We start from the raw sequence: 16,867 nt of genomic DNA on the forward strand, positions 1-16,867 counted from the left end.
AGGGCCCGCGTCAATGTGGTGCCGATGGTGCGCAGCGGACAAAAAATCGTCAATTCGGCAAAAGGCATTTTGTTCGATAATCGCCCATAAAACTAACTGGATGGTACATATTAATTGCTGAAAGAAACCGGCAGCTCAATAATCGACTCATTCCTTCAAAAGCGGCGCACCTTCTGTAGCCGATGCCTGTCCCGGGAGCCGAAGTCATGCAGCGTTCCATTGCCACCGTATCCTTGAGCGGTACCCTGCCGGAAAAACTCGAAGCCATTGCCGCCGCCGGTTTTGACGGGGTAGAGATTTTCGAGAACGACCTTCTCTACTACGACGGCAGCCCTCGGGAAATCAGGCAGATGTGCGCCGACCTGGGTATTGCCATTACGTTGTTCCAGCCGTTTCGTGACTTCGAAGGCTGCCGTCGCGATCGTCTGGCGCGCAACCTGGAGCGGGCCGAGCGCAAGTTCGATCTGATGCAGGAACTGGGCACCGACCTGGTGCTGGTGTGCAGCAACGCCTCGGCCGACAGCGTCGGCGATGAACGGATTTTGATCGATGACCTGCGGTTGCTGGCTGAACGTGCTGGTTCGCGCGGCCTGCGCATCGGCTACGAGGCGCTCGCCTGGGGCCGGCACGTGAATACTTATCAACAGGTCTGGAACATCGTGCGCCAAGCCGATCATCCAAGCCTGGGTGTGTTGCTCGACAGCTTCCACACCTTGTCCCTCAAGGGCGACCCGAGTGCCATCGCCGAGATCCCCGGCGACAAGATCTTTTTCGTGCAAATGGCAGACGCGCCGATCCTGGCGATGGATGTCCTGGAGTGGAGCCGGCATTTCCGGTGCTTCCCCGGCCAGGGCGAGTTCGATTTGCCGGGCTTCCTGGCGCCGATCATCAAGAGCGGCTACACCGGGCCGCTGTCGCTGGAGATCTTCAACGACGGTTTCCGCGCCGCACCGCCAAGGGCCAACGCCGCCGACGGTTTGCGTTCGCTGCTGTACCTGGAAGAAAAAACCCGTCAACGCCTGGCCGAAGAAGCTGCGCCTACCAGCAACGCCGATATCCTGTTCGCCACACCGCCGGCCAGCGAATACAACGGCATTGAGTTTCTGGAGTTCGCCGTCGACGATAACCTCGGTGCCAAGCTGTCCCACTGGCTGGAACGGCTGGGGTTCGTCAAGGCGGGTCAGCATCGCTCCAAGAACGTGAGCCTGCTGCGCCAGGGCGATATCAACCTGATCCTCAACGGCGAGCCGTATTCCTTCGCCCACAGCTTTTTCGAAGCCCACGGACCGTCGCTGTGCGCCACCGCCGTGCGGGTCAAAAACAGCGCCAGCGCCCTGGAACGGGCCGTGGCCTACAAGGGCCAACCCTATCGCGGGTTGGTGGGGCCCAACGAATTGGAGCTGGCGGCGGTGCGAGCGCCGGACGGCAGCCTGATCTACCTGGTGGACCAGGAGGCTGACGTTTATGGCACCGACTTCAACCTGCAGCCCGGTGCTGTCATCGGGGCTGGCCTCAAGCGTATCGACCACATGGCGATGGCGCTGCCGGCCGACAGCCTCGACAGTTGGGTGCTGTTCTACAAGAGCCTGCTGGATTTCGAAGCCGACGATGAAGTGGTGTTGCCCGACCCGTACGGTCTGGTAAAAAGCCGCGCCCTGCGTAGTCGCTGCAGTTCGATCCGGCTACCGCTGAACATTTCCGAGAACCGCAACACCGCGATCTCACACGCGCTGTCGAGTTATCGCGGCTCCGGCGTGCATCACATCGCCTTCGACTGCGATGACATCTTCGCCCAGGTCAGCCGCGCCAAAGAGGCCGGCGTGCCGTTGCTGGACATTCCGCTCAATTATTACGACGACTTGGCGGCGCGCTTCGATTTCGACGAGGAGTTTCTCAGCGAACTGGCGTATTTCAACGTGTTGTACGACCGTGATGCCCAGGGCGGCGAGTTGTTTCACGTCTATACAGAGCCGTTCGAAGGGCGGTTTTTCTTTGAGATCATTCAACGCAAGAACGGTTATGCCGGTTACGGCGCGGCCAACGTCGCGGTACGGCTGGCGGCCATGGCCAAGTCTCGTAGTGGTGGCTTGCGGCATGCCAAGTTGTAGGGAAATCGTAAATGCAGCCGTAAAGGGCAACGCCGTGACTTCCTTCACTGCACGGTCCGGCCCATAATCGCCAGCTGTGCAGTGATGGTCGTGAGCCCACAATGACTATAAATTCAGAGCTTTGCGCAGTCCTCGACGAACCTGTCGTCCCGCCGCGCAAGAGTCGCAAGAACAACCCGGAGAAAACCCGGGAAAACATTCTTCAGGAAGCCATCGTCGAGTTCGTCCAGCAGGGCCTGTCCGGGGCCCGGGTCGACGCCATCGCCGAACGCATCCACACCTCCAAGCGCATGATCTATTACTACTTCGGCAGCAAGGAGCAGTTATACGTCGAGGTGCTGGAAAAGCTCTACGGTGATATCCGCAACACCGAGAGCCGCTTGCACCTGGCGGAGCTGGCCCCGGTCGATGCTATTCGGCGCCTGGTGGAGTTCACCTTCGACCACCATGACCGCAACGTGGATTTCGTGCGCATCGTCTGCATCGAGAACATCCACAACGCCGAATACGTCAAGCATTCAGGCACGATCAAGGCGATGACCAATACCATCCTTGATTCCCTGGGCGTGATCTTGCGTCGGGGCGCCGAAGAGGGCGTGTTTCGCGCCGGCCTTGAGCCGCTGGATGTGCATTTGCTGATCAGCTCGTTCTGTTTTTACCGGGTGTCCAACCGCCAGACGTTCGGTGAGATTTTCCAGATCGACCTGTCGGATGAGGCGATCAAGCAGCGGCATCGGCAGATGGTTTGCGACTCGGTGTTGCGCTATCTACAGGCCTGACTCTGAATCTATGTGGGAGCGAGCAGGCTCGCTCCCACAAGGGATTATCACCGGGCTTTCAGTGATTCATGCTCTGGAAATGCTCCAGCATCCGCTGCGCATCCGGCACGACGCCACTGAACAGTTCGAACGCCTTCACCGCCTGGAACACCGCCATATTGCCGCCATCCAGCGTGCGGCAACCCAAGGCGCGGGCGTTGCGCAGCAGTTCGGTTTCCAGTGGGAAGTACACGATTTCCGCGACCCACAATTGGCCGCGCAACAGTTCGACCGGTACCGGCATGCCCGGCAGTTTCGCCATGCCCATGGGGGTGGTGTTCACTAGGCCGTCCGCTTCGGCCATGGCGGTGGGCAAATCATGCCCGGCCCGGGCGCGGCCAGCGCCGAAGTGTTGATTCAAGTTGTTGGCCAGCGCCTGGGCACGGCTCACCTCGACATCAAAAATGCTCAGCGTCTCTACGCCTTCTGCCAATAGCGCGTGGGCAACGGCCGCGCCAGCGCCACCGGCACCCATCTGGACCACGTGCCGGCGCGAAACATCACCCAGGCCGCGGCGAAAACCTTCGGCAAACCCCAGGCAATCGGTGTTGTGGCCGATGCGCTTGCCATCCTTCAACACCACGGTATTCACTGCGCCGATGCCTCGGGCCTCGGGTGATAACTCATCCAGCAGCGCGATGATCGCCTGCTTGCAGGGAAAGGTGATGTTCAGGCCGGTGAAGTTCATGCGCTCGGCGGCCACCAGCAAATCGGGCAAGGCACCGCTGTCGAGTTTCAATGCATCGAGGTCGATCAGCCGATAGAGGTAACGCATGCCCTGGGCATCGCCTTCATGCTCATGAAGGGCAGGCGTACGAGACGCCTGGATGCCCGCGCCGATCAGGCCGGCGAGCACAGTGATATTCGACATGCTCATCAACCCTTCAACCGCTGACTGAAATGTTCAAGGGCCAGGCGATAACCATGGCTGCCAAACCCGCACATCACGCCGATGGCGACGGATGAGACGAAGGAGTGATGGCGGAACGTTTCGCGGGCGTGGACGTTGGACAGGTGAACTTCGATCACCGGGATTTCACTGGCCACTAGGGCGTCGCGGATTGCCACCGATGTGTGGGTCCAGGCCGCCGGGTTGATGACGATACCGGCACACCGGCCACGGGCGCCGTGAATCCAGTCCAGCAGTTCACCTTCCTGGTTGGTCTGGCGAAACTCCACCGCCAGGCCGAATTCTTCCGCAGCGCGGCCACAGAGTGCCGAGATATCAGCCAGGGTTTCGTGGCCGTAGGTCGCCGGCTCGCGGGTGCCGAGCAGGTTCAGATTCGGGCCGTTGAGCACCAGAACGATCGGTGGCATCGCAGTTTCTCCACATTTTTATTGTTGGTGTCGGCGGGTTTCAGCCGGTGGAGATAAATTGTACTAAATGGTTAATTTGGTCAAATAAAGCCGCCGTCATCGGCCAATAAGTGTTCGATGATCGAACACGGCCTTCAGGCTCGATAATTGGGGATGGAAACTGTGGCGAGGGGATTTATCCCCGATCGAGTGCGCAGCGCTCGCAAAATGCCAGACAAGACAGAAGGCTCAAGGGCTGCTTCGCAGCCCAGCGGGGATAAATCCCCTCGCCACAAATGAACCCCTGACCACAGGGGCTGGTGCAATGCTTAACGCCGAGTCAGCAACACCCCGGATTCCATGTGATGGGTCCAGGGGAATTGATCGAACAACGCGCAGCGAGTGACGCGGTGAGTGTCGTGCAGTTGCGCGATGTTGGCGGCGAGGGTTTCGGGGTTGCACGAGATGTAGAGGATGTTCTCGAATCGCCGGGTCAGTTCGCAGGTGTCCGGGTCCATGCCCGCGCGGGGCGGATCGACGAAGACGCTGCCGAATTCGTAGCTTTTCAGGTCGATGCCGTGCAAGCGCCGGAACGGGCGGACTTCGTTCAGGGCTTCGGTCAGTTCTTCGGCCGACAAGCGCACCAGCGTTACGTTATCCACGGCGTTTTCGCTGAGGTTGCTCAGCGCGGCGTTCACCGAAGTCTTGCTGATTTCGGTCGCCAACACCTTACGCACACGGGTTGCCAGGGGCAGGGTGAAGTTGCCGTTGCCGCAGTACAACTCCAGCAGATCGTCGCTGCGATCCCCCAAGGCTTCATAAGCCCAGTTGAGCATCTTCTGGTTTACCGTGCCGTTGGGCTGGGTGAACGCGCCTTCAGGCTGGCGATAGCTGAAGGTACGGCCGCCCACGTCGAGTTTTTCCACCACGTAATCATGGCCGATCACTTCCCGTTTGCCCTTGGAGCGACCAATGATGCTGACGCCCAGGTCGCTCGCCAGTTTCGAGGCCGCTGCGTGCCAGTGCTCGTCCAGTGGGCGGTGATAACACAGGGTGATCATCGCATCGCCGGCCAGGGTGGTCAGGAACTCCACCTGGAACAGCTTGTGGCTCAGGAGCGCACTGGCCTGCCATGCCGCCTTGAGTTGCGGCATCAACTGGTTGATGCGCAGGCTGGCGATGGGAAATTCCTCGATGAGGATCGGGGTACGCTTATCGTCCTGGGAGAACATCGCGTAATGCCGTTCGCCGGCTTCGCGCCACAGGCGGAACTCGGCCCGCAGGCGGAAGTTTTTCAGCGGTGAGTCGAACACCGCAGGCTCCGGTGCATCGAATGGCGCGAGCAGGTCACGCAAGCGGGTGACCTTGTCCTGGAGCTGAGCGGCGTAGGCCTGGGCATCAAAAGTCATGCGTTGAACCAACCCAACTTGATCACGAACAGAATCGACAGGATGACCAGCGCCGGGTTCAGCTCACGGCCGCGCCCGGACACCAGTTTGATGGCGGTCCAGGCAATGAAGCCGAAAGCGATGCCGTTGGCGATGGAATAAGTGAACGGCATCGCCAGGGCGGTAATCACCACTGGGGCGGCGACGGTGATGTCGTCCCAGTCGATCTCCGCCAGGCCCGAGGTCATCAGTACGGCCACGAACAGCAAGGCCGGCGCAGTGGCGAAGGGCGGGACACTGGCGGCCAGCGGCGAGAAGAACAGCGCCAGCAGGAACAGAATCGCCACCACGATGGCGGTCAGGCCGGTGCGGCCGCCAGCGCTGACGCCCGCCGCCGATTCGATGTAGCTGGTGGTGGTGGAGGTGCCCAGCAGCGAACCGGCCATGGCGGCGGTGCTGTCGGCGATCAGTGCGCGGCCCATCTTCGGCATGTGGCCGTCCTTGCCCATCAACCCGGCGCGCTTGGCGACGCCGATCAGGGTGCCGGAGTTGTCGAACAGGTCGACGAAGAGGAAGGCGAAGATCACGCTGACCAGGCCGATGTCCAGGGCGCCCTTGATGTCCAGTTGCAGGAATGTCGGGGCCAGGGACGGTGGCGCGGAGATGACGCCGCCGAACGGGGTGAAGCCCATCAGGATCGAGACGATGGTGACCGCCAGGATGCCGATCAGGACCGCCCCGCGCACTTTCAGTGCTTCGAGGGCAACGATCAGGACAAAGCCGAGGGTCGCGAGGATCGGAGCCGGTTGCTTCAAGTCGCCGAGGCCGACCATGGTGGCCGGGTTCTTCACCACGATGCCGGCGTTGCTCAGGGCGATCAGCGCCAGGAACAGGCCGATACCGGCGGCAATGGCTGAGCGCAGGGGCAGCGGGATGCTGTTGATGATCCACTCGCGGATGCGAAAGATCGACAGTAGGAAGAACAGCACGGCGGAAATGAACACCGCGCCCAGCGCCACTTGCCAGGTGTGGCCCATGTGCAGGACCACGGTGTAGGTAAAGAAGGCGTTCAGGCCCATGCCCGGCGCGAGGGCGATCGGGTAGTTGGCGATCAGGCCCATGACCGTGGAGCCGATGGCCGCCGCCAGGCAGGTGGCGACGAACACCGCGCCCTTGTCCATTCCGGTTTCGCCGAGGATGCTCGGGTTGACGAACAGAATGTAGGCCATGGCCAGGAAGGTCGTGACGCCCGCCAGAATCTCGGTTCGCACGTTGGTGTTGTGTGCCTTGAGTTGAAACAGCCTTTCCAGCATGTCTGCTCCCCGTGGCGCGTCCGGCGCCGTGAATGTATTGACCTCAACAGCAAAGCACAGACCGCCAGGGGCGCCCGGGAATTTTCTGTGGGTCGGAAAAAGCCGCGCATCATACCAGCAGCGTGGCGCTGTGGCTGCGATCGTCGTCGATGTTTTGCCAACGCGCCAAGTGGGCCATACTGCGCGCGGTTCCGGGAGGTATATATGTATCGCATGAATAAAAAATTGGCGGCCGCAGTGGGGTGCGCGCTGGGCCTGTGGTTGCCCGGGCAGGCCGTCAATGCTGCGTCGGCGCCGCCCCTGAGCGAGGTCAAGGTGCTCAAGGTCGAATCGCCGGCCTGTGGCTTCGAAGACATTGCCCAAGGGCAAAAGCAGACCCGTTGCGATCACAGCGGCCCGAATATCAAGGTCTACGTGCTGGAGGTCGGTTATGGCCGTCAGCCCCACGTCACGCTGGACGGCTTCGAAATCGGCGGCACCCGCTCGCCGGTGTGTGCGTTCAATAATGGCAACCTCAACGATTGTTCCGCCAGAACCAAAATCGTCGGCTACTTGTACATCTTCAATCTCAAGGGCAAGCAGGAAGGCACCTTCACCTTCAGCAACACGTCGATCAACGCACCGGGCAATCGGATGTCGACCCAGCTGTACATCAAATAGCCCACCGATCTTTACCCCTGACACTTGAGTCTCAAGCGAAAGATCCAAAGATCCAAAGATCGCAGCCTTCGGCAGCTCCTACACTACGCAAACCACCCAGCGGAGAGCGCCCATGATTCCTGGAACCAAGATCCCCCGAGCCCTGATTGCCGTCGCCGAAGGTGTCGACGACCTGCAGACGGTCACCCTGATCGATGTACTGCGCCGGGCTCAGGTCGAAGTGGTGGTGGCGAGTATCGAGGGGCGGCGGATGCTGACCTGTGCCCGCGGCACGCGCTTGACCGCCGATGGCATGCTGGTGGACATGCTCGTGCAGGATTTCGACGTGATCGTCCTGCCCGGCGGCATCATCGGCGCCCAACACCTGGCGGCCCATCAGCCGCTGCAACAATTGATCAAGGACCAAGCCGCCGCTGGACGTTTCTTCGCCGCCATCGCCGAAGCCCCGGCCCTGGCGCTGCAGGCGTTCGGTGTACTGCGCCAGCGACGCATGACCTGCCTGCCCGCGGTGAGCCAGCAACTGTCCGGTTGCAGCTTCGTGGACCAGCCGGTGGTGGTGGACGGAAATTGCATCACCGCCCAAGGTTCGGCCGCCGCCCTGGCGTTTGCGTTGGCGCTGGTAGAGCAAGTCAGTGGCAAGGGCGTGAGGGGCGTAGTGGCGGCAGAGTTGTTGGCCTGACAGGCATCAAGCGTGCTGTGGGAAGGGTTTGATCAAAGGCTGTTCGCGCTGTTCGGCTTGCCACAGGTCATAGTCTGTCTGGACTCCCAGCCAGACCCTGGCCTTGCCGATTCCGGCGCGTTCCAGGCGCACGGCCAAATCGGGGCTGATAGGCGCATGACCGTGCAACACCCGAGAGAGGTGAGGTCGGGCGAAACCGAGGTGCCGCGCCAGTTCGGTGACCGTGATGCCCAGTTCGGGCAACACATCCATTAGCAGTGTTTCGCCAGGGTGTGGTGGATTGTGCATGGGCATGTTCCAGCCTCCTGTCAGTGGTAGTCCAGATAATCGACCAGTTCGATATCCGATCCGATAAGACGAAAAATAAGTCGCCAGTTTCCCGAGACGCTCAGCGACCAATATTCAATCAGCTCACCCTTGAGCGGATGAAGGCGCCATCCGGGGATATCCAGATCATTTGGGGCCGCCGCCCTGTCCATGAATTGGAGCATGCGAGCCAGGCGTTTCGCATGGTCAGCCCGGATACCACGAGTCGAGCCCGAGTTATAAAAAATGCGAAGACCTTTGTGTAGGAAGGATTTAATCATGGAATAAAGTGTAAGGCGATGCATTACACTCGATGCGGTACATATCTACCGCACATGCCGAACAAATGTGTGCCTCTTGCGTTACCACGGCTTCGCAATTGCCTTGAACGCTCACCCCACCCCGAAGTCGTACCCCTTATGACAGCGGTTTCCCAAAACGCCGCGAGTGTACGACCAACCGTGAGGTGTTTATGAGCGCGACCCTGTCCGAGGCGACGCAGGTGTCCTTCGTCCGTCATCCGATCCGTTTGACACTCAATGGCCAGGTGCGTGAATTGCAGGTGTTGCCCTGGACCACGCTGTTGGATCTGTTGCGCGAGCAACTGGATTTGGTGGGCAGCAAAAAAGGCTGCGACCACGGCCAGTGTGGCGCCTGCACCGTGCTGCGTGACGGCAAGCGGATCAACGCCTGCCTGACCCTGGCGGTGATGTGTGACGGCGCGCAATTGACCACCATTGAAGGCCTGGCCGGCGATGACCAATTGCATCCCATGCAACAGGCGTTCATCAAGCACGACGCGTTCCAGTGCGGTTATTGCACGCCGGGGCAGATCTGTTCGGCGGTGGGGCTGGCCAACGAGGGCCGGGCGCAAACCGGCGGGCAGATCAGCGAAATGATGAGCGGCAACCTTTGCCGATGCGGCGCCTACAACAACATTCGTGATGCCATCGAAGAAGCCTTGCCACTTTGCCAACCGCGCCAGGAACAGGGAGGTGCTCAATGAACCCCTTCCAATACACCAAGCCCGTCACCGTGCAGGCGGCCGTCGAGCTGTCGAGCCCGGCCTCACGCTTCATCGCCGGCGGCACCAATCTGCTGGACCTGATGAAAGAAAACCTGACCCGCCCCGCGCACCTGATAGACATCACCGGATTGCCCCTGGCAGACCTCAGCGAAACCCCTTCTGGCGGCGTGATGATCGGTGCATTGGTGAGCAATGCCGACCTGGCCTGGCATCCCTGGATCGAGCGCCGCTATCCGCTGCTTTCCCAGGCGATCCTGGCGGGCGCTTCGCCGCAACTGCGCAACATGGCCAGTACCGGCGGCAATCTGCTGCAACGCACCCGTTGTTATTATTTCTATGACGCCAACGTGCCCTGCAACAAACGCCAGCCCGGCAGTGGTTGCCCGGCGCGGAACGGCTTGAACCGGATCCACGCGATTTTCGGCGCCAGCGATCAATGTGTCGCGACCCATCCTTCTGATATGTGCGTGGCCCTGGCCGCCCTCGAAGCCGTGGTCCATGTCCTGGGGCGAGGTGGGGCGCGGACCATCGAGTTCGCCGACTTCCATCGCCTGCCTGGCGATGCGCCGCAGCGGGATAACCAACTGGCCGATGATGAATTGATCACCGCCATCGAGTTGCCTGCCGCCGGGTTCGCTGAACATAACCACTATTTGAAGATTCGTGACCGGGCCTCCTACGCCTTCGCGTTGGTCTCGGTGGCGGCGGCGCTGGAGCTGGACGGGCCGGTGATCCGCCAGGCGCGCCTGGCCTTGGGTGGCGTGGCCCACAAACCCTGGCGCGACCGGGCCGTGGAGAGCTGGCTGATCGGCCAGACCGTCAGCCGCGAAACCTTCACGGCCGCCGCCGATGCGCTGTTGCAAAACGCCGAGCCGCTGGAACACAACGGCTTCAAGGTCAGGCTGGCGCGCCGGGCGATAGTCCGTGCCTTGAGCGATGCCGCTCTGGGTGCTGCACAGATGGGGAAACAAGCCTGATGAATACGCTGAGCAAACCCATAGGGCAATCGCTGGACCGGGTCGATGGCCTGCTCAAGGTGACGGGCCAGGCCCGTTATGCCGGTGAATACCCTGAAGACGGCTTGCTGCATGGCAGCGTCGTGTCCGGGCATATCGCCCGTGGCCGCGTGCTGCGCATCGAGGCTTCCCGAGCCTTGGCGCTGCCCGGTGTGGTTGCGGTGATCGACCACACCAATCGCCCGAAGATTGCCAGCTACGACGAGCCTTATCAGGACGCCGACGCGGCGCAGGGTTCGCCGTTCCGGCCACTGTTCAACGACCAGGTATGTTACAGCGGCCAGCCTCTGGCCCTGGTGGTGGCGGAAAACCTCGAACTGGCCCGTTATGCCGGTTCGCTCATTGAAATCGAATACGAAGCCCAGGACCATCAGACCGATCTGACCATCCTGCAAAACGAAGCCCATCCGGCACCGGCCGAATTGCCCAAGCCCCGTGGGAATTTTCAGGGCGAGTACGCCAGTGCGGCGCTCAGTGTGGATGTGTCCTACAGCACACCGATCGAACATCACAACCCGATGGAGCCTCATGCCTCCACCGTGCTGTATCAACCTGACGGCCGTCTGCACATCCACGACAAAACCCAGGGCACGCAGAACTGCCAGGCTTATGTGCAAGAAGTGTTCGGGCTTGAGAAAGAACAGGTGCGCGTGTTTGCCGCGTTTGTCGGCGGCGCTTTCGGTTCCGGGCTGCGGCCGCAATATCAACTGCCCTTGGCGGTGATGGCTGCGCTGGCCCTGAAACGTTCGGTGCGGGTCAGTCTGACGCGCCAGCAGATGTTTACCTTCGGCTATCGACCGCGAACCTTCCAGCGCGTGCAACTGGGGGCTGCGGCCAACGGGCGGTTGCTGGCCGTGGCGCACACTGCCGTCGGCCAGACCTCGCGCTTCGAAGATTTCACCGAGCACGTGGTGGAGTGGAGCGGCATGCTCTATCACTGCGACAACGTGGCGCTGACCTACAAACTGGTGCCGCTGGACGTCTACACGCCCCTGGACATGCGCGCTCCCGGCGCCGCCCTGGGGTTGATTGGCCTGGAATGCGCCATGGATGAGCTGGCCTGTGCCCTGGCAATTGATCCAGTCCAGCTGCGGTTGCTTAACTACGCCGAGCGTAACGAGAACGAAGGCAAGCCGTATTCCAGCAAGGAGCTGCGCGAGTGCTACGCCCAGGGTGCCCGCCGTTTCGGCTGGGACAAGCGCAATCCGGAACCGCGCAGCATGCGCGAGGGCCGCCAACTGGTGGGCTGGGGTATGGCAGGGGGTGTGTGGGAGGCCATGCAGCAGAAGGCCAGCGCGCAAGCATCGCTCGACGCCAACGGCAAGTTGACCGTCAGCAGCGCCACCACTGATATCGGTACCGGCACCTACACGGTCATGACCCAGATCGCCGCCCAGGCGTCAGGCGTTTCGCTTGAAGATGTCACCTTTGTCCTTGGTGACTCGTCGCTGCCGACTGCGCCGCTGCAGGGCGGTTCGTTCACCGTCTCGTCGGTGGGCACCGCGGTGCAACAGGCTTGTGAAGCCCTGAGGGGAAAACTGCTGGCCGTGGCGAGGCAGACCTGTCCGGCATTCAGCGGCGCCACCCTGGAGCAAGTGACTTTCGCTGACGGCCAGCTGTGTTTGGGGCCGGACTGTGTGGCATTGGCAGAGCTGGCGCAAAAAAGCGGCGAGACGCCCTTGCAGGTTCAGGTCACCGCCGAGCCCGACGAAAAGCGCCAGGCTTATGCCACCGCCACACACTCGGCGGTGTTCGTCGAGGTGTTGGTGGATGAGGACCTGGGTACGGTGAAGGTCAATCGGGTGGTCAGCGCCATCGCTGCCGGGCGGGTGATCAACCCGAAAACCGCTCGCAGTCAGATCCTCGGTGGTGTGGTCTGGGGCATCGGCATGGCGTTGCACGAGGAGACCCTGACTGACCACGCCTTGGGTCGCCACATGAACCACAATCTGGCCGAGTATCATGTGCCGGTCAATGCCGACATCGGCGACATTGACGTGGTTTTTGTCGATGAACACGACCAGATAGTCAATGCCCTCGGGTCCAAGGGCGTCGGCGAAATCGGCATCGTCGGTGTGGCGGCGGCGGTGGCCAATGCGATTTACCATGCCACCGGCAAACGGGTGCGGGACTTCCCGATCACCCTCGACAAGTTACTTTAGGCTTTGGCTTCGGCCACCGGTTCATGCATTCGGTCGCGGTAGGCCAGGGTCGGGAACAGTTTGATCCAGACCCCGGTCACCACCAGCGTGCCGACGCCGCCCATGACCACCGCCGGCACCGTGCCGAACCAGTGGGCGGTCAGGCCGGATTCGAATTCGCCCAATTGGTTTGAGGCGCCGATGAACAACCCGTTCACCGCGCTGACCCGGCCGCGCATTTCATCCGGCGTTTCCAGCTGTACGAAGGAGGCGCGGATCACCATGCTGATCATGTCCGCCGCGCCCAGCACCACCAGCACCGCCAGAGAAAACCACAGCGAGGTGGAGAGGCCGAACGCAATGGTGGCGACGCCAAACACGCCCACTGCGGTGAACATCACCCGGCCCACCTTGCGCTCCACGGCAAACCGCGCCAGCCACAGCGACATCAGCAAGGCCCCGACCGCCGGCGCCGAACGCAACAGGCCTAGTCCCCAGGGGCCGGTCAGCAGAATGTCCTTGGCGAACACTGGCAGCAGCGCCGTCGCGCCACCCAGCAACACCGCGAACAGGTCCAGGGAAATCGCCCCAAGAATGTCCGGGCGGCTGCGAATGAAGCGAATCCCGGCCAGCAATGAATCCATCGTCGCCTTGCCTTTGTTTAGCGGCGCCTGCCGAGCGGGCAGGTTGAGCATCAGGCCGCAGGCGATGACGTAGAGCAGCACGGTCGGGCCATAAACCCAGACGCTGCCCAAGGCGTAGAGCAAGCCGCCGAGGGCCGGGGCGACGATGGTGGCTGATTGCTGGGCCGACTGCGCGGCGGCCACGGCACGGGGAAACAGCGCGGCTGGCACGATGCTCGGCAGCAGCGCCTGGGTGGCCGGCATTTCGAAAGAGCGGGCAGCGCCCAGCAGGAAGGCGAGGATGAAGATCATCTCGCGCGTGACATGGTCGGTGGCGCTGCCGATGGCCAGCGCCAGGGCAATCATCGCCTGCAACGACTGGCAGATAGCCGCGACCTTGCGGCGGTCATAGCGATCAGCCACGTGCCCGGTGTGCAGGATGAACAGCACGCGAGGGGCGAATTCCACCAGCCCTACGAGGCCCAGGTCCAATACATTGCCGGTCAGTTGGTAGAGGTTCCAGCCGATGGCCACGGTGAGCATCTGGAAGCCGCTGGCGGTAAATATCCGGGCCAGCCAGAAGGCGATGAAGGGGCGATGGTGGCGGAGCAGCAACGGCGCTTGGCTGGGCATCTATAACGGGTCCGGTGACGAGGGTATCGAGATTATCACCGAGCTGTAACAGGAAGTTGCGATGGGCGTAAAAATAGTTAGCCAAACATCTATTTTCACCGGGGGAAACTGTTTGGCCCGGGAATACGCCGGGCACCTGTGGCGAGGGAGCAGGATTGCGGTACTGGGACAACCTGTCACGCGACAAAAGACCACGCCGTTCATCGGCAATAATGCGGCTACTCTTTGATCATTGTTTGATCCAGGTCAATTCCCTTCGGGGCGTTGTGCTGGCGGCCTTCGGGCCAGAGTCCTGCGTCGTGACGGTTTTAAAAAGAACGATTGAAATGCACTGCACTCCATATTCCTGGGGATTGTGATGCAAGCCCCACCCGCAGCCGGTGTTACCTGACAGAGGAAAACTTATGTTCGGTTTGGAGGCGCTCGATCTCGCCCGAATCCAATTCGCGTTCACCATCTCGTTCCACATCCTGTTCCCGGCCATCACCATTGGCCTGGCGAGTTACCTGGCGGTACTCGAAGGCCTGTGGCTCAAGACCCGCGACGACACCTACCGCGATCTGTACCACTTCTGGTCGAAGATCTTTGCCGTCAACTTCGGCATGGGCGTGGTGTCCGGATTGGTCATGGCCTATCAGTTCGGCACCAACTGGAGCAGTTTCTCGGACTTCGCCGGTGCGGTGACCGGGCCGCTCCTGACCTATGAGGTGCTCACGGCGTTCTTCCTCGAAGCGGGTTTCCTCGGTGTGATGCTGTTCGGCTGGAATCGCGTCGGCCGTGGCCTGCACTTCTTTGCCACGGTCATGGTGGCCATCGGTACGCTGATCTCGACCTTCTGGATCCTGTCCTCCAACAGCTGGATGCAGACCCCACAGGGCTACGAAATCATCGATGGCCGAGTGATACCCGTGGATTGGCTGGCGGTGGTGTTCAACCCCTCGTTCCCTTATCGCTTGCTGCACATGTCCACCGCGGCGTTTGTCGCCACGGCGTTCTTCGTTGGCTCCTCGGCGGCCTGGCATTTGCTGCGCGGTCGCGATACCCCGGCCATCCGCCGAATGCTGTCGATGGCGATGTGGATGGCCTTGCTGGTGGCGCCGATACAGGCAGTCATCGGCGACTTCCATGGCCTCAACACCCTCAAGCATCAACCGGCGAAGATCGCCGCTATTGAGGGCCATTGGGAGAACGTCGGCAATGAGCCGACCCCGCTGATCCTGTTCGGGTGGCCGGACATGCAGGCCGAGAAGACCCGGTTCGCCGTGGAAATCCCCTACCTGGGAAGCCTGATCCTGACCCATAGCCTGGACAAACAAGTCCCGGCCCTCAAGGAATTCCCGCCTGAGGACCGACCGAATTCGACCATCGTGTTCTGGTCGTTCAGGGTCATGGTGGGCCTGGGTCTGCTGATGATTTTCACTGGCCTGTGCAGCCTGTGGCTGCGCCGCAACGACCGGCTCTACCAATCTCGCCCGTTCCTCTACATGGTGCTGTGGATGGGCCCGTCCGGGTTGATCGCGATCCTGGCGGGCTGGTTCACCACTGAAATCGGTCGTCAGCCCTGGGTGGTCTACGGCTTGATGCGTACGGCCGATGCTTCGTCGGGCCACAGCTTCGCGCAGATGAGCATCACCCTGGTGTTGTTCGTCGTGGTGTATTTCGCGCTGTTCGGTGCAGGCCTGAGCTACATGATGCGCCTGGTGCGCAAGGGGCCGGAGGCCCACGAAGCCGAGCCGAGCGATGGCGGCCCCGGCCAGAAACGCACCCCGGCCCGTCCATTGTCCGCCGCCGATGACGGCGAAGGCCTGGACCAAACCGACCGCTCGAACAAGGGGAATTGAGTCATGGGTATTGATCTTCCGCTGATATGGGCCGTGATCATCATCTTCGGCATCATGATGTACGTGGTCATGGACGGCTTCGACCTGGGGATCGGCATTCTCTTTCCCTTCGTCAAGGGCGAGCGCGACCGCGATGTGATGATGAACACTGTGGCGCCGGTCTGGGACGGTAACGAAACCTGGCTGGTGTTGGGCGGTGCTGGTCTGTTCGGGGCTTTTCCACTGGCCTATTCGGTGGTGCTTTCGGCGCTGTATCTGCCGTTGATCCTGATGCTCATCGGCCTGATCTTCCGAGGTGTGGCCTTCGAGTTCCGCTTCAAGGCCAAGGCTGAGAAGCGGCACCTCTGGGACAAGGCGTTCATCGGCGGTTCGCTGACGGCGACCTTTTTCCAGGGTGTGGCGTTGGGCGCGTTCATTGACGGATTCCCGGTGGTCAATCGCCAGTTCGCCGGCGGCTCCCTGGACTGGTTCACGCCGTTCACGATGTTCTGTGGCCTGGCGTTAATTGCCGCCTATGCCTTGCTCGGTTGCACCTGGCTGATCATGAAAACCGAAGGCAAGTTGCAGGAACAGATGCATGACCTGGCCAGGCCACTGGCGTTCGTGGTGCTGGCGGTGATCGGTATCGTCAGTATCTGGACACCGTTGGCCCACACTGATATTGCGGCCCGCTGGTTTACCCTGCCGAACCTGTTCTGGTTCCTGCCGGTCCCCATCCTGGTGCTGGTGACCATGTACGGGTTGTTTCGCGCGGTCGCCCGCAACGCCAACTACACGCCGTTCATCCTGACCCTGGTGTTGATCTTCCTCGGTTACAGCGGGCTGGGCATCAGCCTGTGGCCGAACATCGTGCCGCCGTCCATTTCGATTTGGGACGCCGCTTCACCGCCTCAAAGTCAGGGCTTCATGCTGGTCGGCACGTTGTTCATCATCCCGTTGATCCTGGTGTACACCTTCTGGAGCTACTACGTGTTCCGCGGCAAGGTGACCCACGACGACGGTTACCATTGATCGACCT

16 protein-coding genes are annotated in these 16,867 nt (G+C 61.4%); 9 read left to right on the forward strand and 7 right to left on the reverse strand.

Annotated features, from left to right (window positions below):
• The first annotated feature begins 206 nt into the window (after positions 1–206).
• Together quiC and ACA047_RS04150 are read left to right on the forward strand one after the other, a co-directional pair.
• Positions 207–2,108 carry a 3-dehydroshikimate dehydratase QuiC gene (gene quiC / locus ACA047_RS04145; protein WP_497356931.1) on the forward strand — a complete coding sequence of 634 codons (1,902 nt, stop codon included), beginning with the start codon at positions 207–209 and terminating at the stop codon, positions 2,106–2,108.
• A 101-nt stretch (positions 2,109–2,209) separates the two neighbouring features.
• Positions 2,210–2,887, forward strand: a complete 678-nt coding sequence (locus ACA047_RS04150; RefSeq protein WP_497356933.1) for a TetR/AcrR family transcriptional regulator — start codon at positions 2,210–2,212, stop codon at positions 2,885–2,887.
• 58 nt (positions 2,888–2,945) lie between these two features.
• On the opposite strand, the gene ACA047_RS04155 is transcribed toward ACA047_RS04150, so the two are convergent.
• The 4 genes from ACA047_RS04155 to ACA047_RS04170 all read right to left on the reverse strand — a co-directional run bounded on the left by ACA047_RS04155 (position 2,946) and on the right by ACA047_RS04170 (position 6,923).
• A complete protein-coding gene (locus ACA047_RS04155) occupies positions 2,946–3,797 on the reverse strand; it encodes a shikimate dehydrogenase (protein WP_497356935.1) in 852 nt (283 codons plus the stop codon).
• 5 nt (positions 3,798–3,802) lie between these two features.
• The gene (gene aroQ / locus ACA047_RS04160) at positions 3,803–4,243 is read right to left on the reverse strand and encodes a type II 3-dehydroquinate dehydratase (RefSeq protein ID WP_497356937.1); all 441 of its coding nucleotides are present in this window, start codon (positions 4,241–4,243) and stop codon (positions 3,803–3,805) included.
• Between the two features lie 308 nt (positions 4,244–4,551).
• Complete coding sequence (gene trmA / locus ACA047_RS04165) at positions 4,552–5,631, reverse strand: tRNA (uridine(54)-C5)-methyltransferase TrmA (RefSeq protein ID WP_497356939.1); 1,080 nt, start codon at positions 5,629–5,631, stop codon at positions 4,552–4,554.
• A complete protein-coding gene (locus ACA047_RS04170) occupies positions 5,628–6,923 on the reverse strand; it encodes an NCS2 family permease (protein WP_497356941.1) in 1,296 nt (431 codons plus the stop codon). The genes trmA and ACA047_RS04170 overlap by 4 nt, the downstream gene beginning before the upstream one ends.
• A gap of 204 nt (positions 6,924–7,127) precedes the next feature.
• Here ACA047_RS04170 and ACA047_RS04175 point away from each other — a divergent pair, with 204 nt between their 5' ends.
• The gene (locus tag ACA047_RS04175; protein ID WP_497356943.1) at positions 7,128–7,583 is read left to right on the forward strand and encodes a DUF4879 domain-containing protein; all 456 of its coding nucleotides are present in this window, start codon (positions 7,128–7,130) and stop codon (positions 7,581–7,583) included.
• Between the two features lie 112 nt (positions 7,584–7,695).
• Positions 7,696–8,262 (forward strand): DJ-1 family glyoxalase III, encoded by a 567-nt coding sequence (locus ACA047_RS04180; RefSeq protein ID WP_497356945.1) that lies wholly within the window; start codon positions 7,696–7,698, stop codon positions 8,260–8,262.
• 6 nt (positions 8,263–8,268) lie between these two features.
• On the opposite strand, the gene ACA047_RS04185 is transcribed toward ACA047_RS04180, so the two are convergent.
• Positions 8,269–8,556, reverse strand: coding sequence for a HigA family addiction module antitoxin (locus ACA047_RS04185; RefSeq protein WP_497356947.1), 288 nt, complete (start codon positions 8,554–8,556; stop codon positions 8,269–8,271).
• Between the two features lie 14 nt (positions 8,557–8,570).
• Positions 8,571–8,849, reverse strand: coding sequence for a type II toxin-antitoxin system RelE/ParE family toxin (locus ACA047_RS04190; protein ID WP_497360218.1), 279 nt, complete (start codon positions 8,847–8,849; stop codon positions 8,571–8,573).
• Between the two features lie 191 nt (positions 8,850–9,040).
• Here ACA047_RS04190 and ACA047_RS04195 point away from each other — a divergent pair, with 191 nt between their 5' ends.
• The 3 genes from ACA047_RS04195 to ACA047_RS04205 are packed head-to-tail and all read left to right on the forward strand — an operon-like array spanning position 9,041 to position 12,773.
• Complete coding sequence (locus ACA047_RS04195; protein ID WP_497356949.1) at positions 9,041–9,574, forward strand: (2Fe-2S)-binding protein; 534 nt, start codon at positions 9,041–9,043, stop codon at positions 9,572–9,574.
• The gene (locus ACA047_RS04200; RefSeq protein ID WP_497356951.1) at positions 9,571–10,572 is read left to right on the forward strand and encodes an FAD binding domain-containing protein; all 1,002 of its coding nucleotides are present in this window, start codon (positions 9,571–9,573) and stop codon (positions 10,570–10,572) included. Before ACA047_RS04195 ends, ACA047_RS04200 begins: the two co-directional genes overlap by 4 nt.
• Positions 10,572–12,773 (forward strand): xanthine dehydrogenase family protein molybdopterin-binding subunit, encoded by a 2,202-nt coding sequence (locus tag ACA047_RS04205; protein WP_497356953.1) that lies wholly within the window; start codon positions 10,572–10,574, stop codon positions 12,771–12,773. Before ACA047_RS04200 ends, ACA047_RS04205 begins: the two co-directional genes overlap by 1 nt.
• Here ACA047_RS04205 and ACA047_RS04210 read toward each other — a convergent pair.
• Positions 12,770–14,008 carry an MFS transporter gene (locus ACA047_RS04210; protein ID WP_497356955.1) on the reverse strand — a complete coding sequence of 413 codons (1,239 nt, stop codon included), beginning with the start codon at positions 14,006–14,008 and terminating at the stop codon, positions 12,770–12,772. The two genes, ACA047_RS04205 and ACA047_RS04210, sit on opposite strands and share 4 nt — an antisense overlap.
• Before the next feature lie 404 nt (positions 14,009–14,412).
• Here ACA047_RS04210 and ACA047_RS04215 point away from each other — a divergent pair, with 404 nt between their 5' ends.
• The gene (locus tag ACA047_RS04215) at positions 14,413–15,849 is read left to right on the forward strand and encodes a cytochrome ubiquinol oxidase subunit I (protein ID WP_497356957.1); all 1,437 of its coding nucleotides are present in this window, start codon (positions 14,413–14,415) and stop codon (positions 15,847–15,849) included.
• Between the two features lie 3 nt (positions 15,850–15,852).
• A complete protein-coding gene (gene cydB / locus ACA047_RS04220) occupies positions 15,853–16,860 on the forward strand; it encodes a cytochrome d ubiquinol oxidase subunit II (RefSeq protein ID WP_497356959.1) in 1,008 nt (335 codons plus the stop codon).
• Positions 16,861–16,867 lie beyond the last annotated feature (7 nt).

It is taken from the genome of Pseudomonas sp. LBUM1664 (genome assembly GCF_059695895.1).

Bases quoted from the DNA above. Each gene is read 5' to 3' on its own strand.
- quiC (WP_497356931.1), top strand. From the start codon at position 207: ATGCAGCGTTCCATTGCCACCGTATCCTTGAGCGGTACCCTGCCGGAA.
- ACA047_RS04150 (WP_497356933.1), top strand. From the start codon at position 2,210: ATGACTATAAATTCAGAGCTTTGCGCAGTCCTCGACGAACCTGTCGTC.
- ACA047_RS04155 (WP_497356935.1), bottom strand. From the start codon at position 3,797: ATGTCGAATATCACTGTGCTCGCCGGCCTGATCGGCGCGGGCATCCAG.
- aroQ (WP_497356937.1), bottom strand. From the start codon at position 4,243: ATGCCACCGATCGTTCTGGTGCTCAACGGCCCGAATCTGAACCTGCTC.
- trmA (WP_497356939.1), bottom strand. From the start codon at position 5,631: ATGACTTTTGATGCCCAGGCCTACGCCGCTCAGCTCCAGGACAAGGTC.
- ACA047_RS04170 (WP_497356941.1), bottom strand. From the start codon at position 6,923: ATGCTGGAAAGGCTGTTTCAACTCAAGGCACACAACACCAACGTGCGA.
- ACA047_RS04175 (WP_497356943.1), top strand. From the start codon at position 7,128: ATGTATCGCATGAATAAAAAATTGGCGGCCGCAGTGGGGTGCGCGCTG.
- ACA047_RS04180 (WP_497356945.1), top strand. From the start codon at position 7,696: ATGATTCCTGGAACCAAGATCCCCCGAGCCCTGATTGCCGTCGCCGAA.
- ACA047_RS04185 (WP_497356947.1), bottom strand. From the start codon at position 8,556: ATGCCCATGCACAATCCACCACACCCTGGCGAAACACTGCTAATGGAT.
- ACA047_RS04190 (WP_497360218.1), bottom strand. From the start codon at position 8,849: ATGATTAAATCCTTCCTACACAAAGGTCTTCGCATTTTTTATAACTCG.
- ACA047_RS04195 (WP_497356949.1), top strand. From the start codon at position 9,041: ATGAGCGCGACCCTGTCCGAGGCGACGCAGGTGTCCTTCGTCCGTCAT.
- ACA047_RS04200 (WP_497356951.1), top strand. From the start codon at position 9,571: ATGAACCCCTTCCAATACACCAAGCCCGTCACCGTGCAGGCGGCCGTC.
- ACA047_RS04205 (WP_497356953.1), top strand. From the start codon at position 10,572: ATGAATACGCTGAGCAAACCCATAGGGCAATCGCTGGACCGGGTCGAT.
- ACA047_RS04210 (WP_497356955.1), bottom strand. From the start codon at position 14,008: ATGCCCAGCCAAGCGCCGTTGCTGCTCCGCCACCATCGCCCCTTCATC.
- ACA047_RS04215 (WP_497356957.1), top strand. From the start codon at position 14,413: ATGTTCGGTTTGGAGGCGCTCGATCTCGCCCGAATCCAATTCGCGTTC.
- cydB (WP_497356959.1), top strand. From the start codon at position 15,853: ATGGGTATTGATCTTCCGCTGATATGGGCCGTGATCATCATCTTCGGC.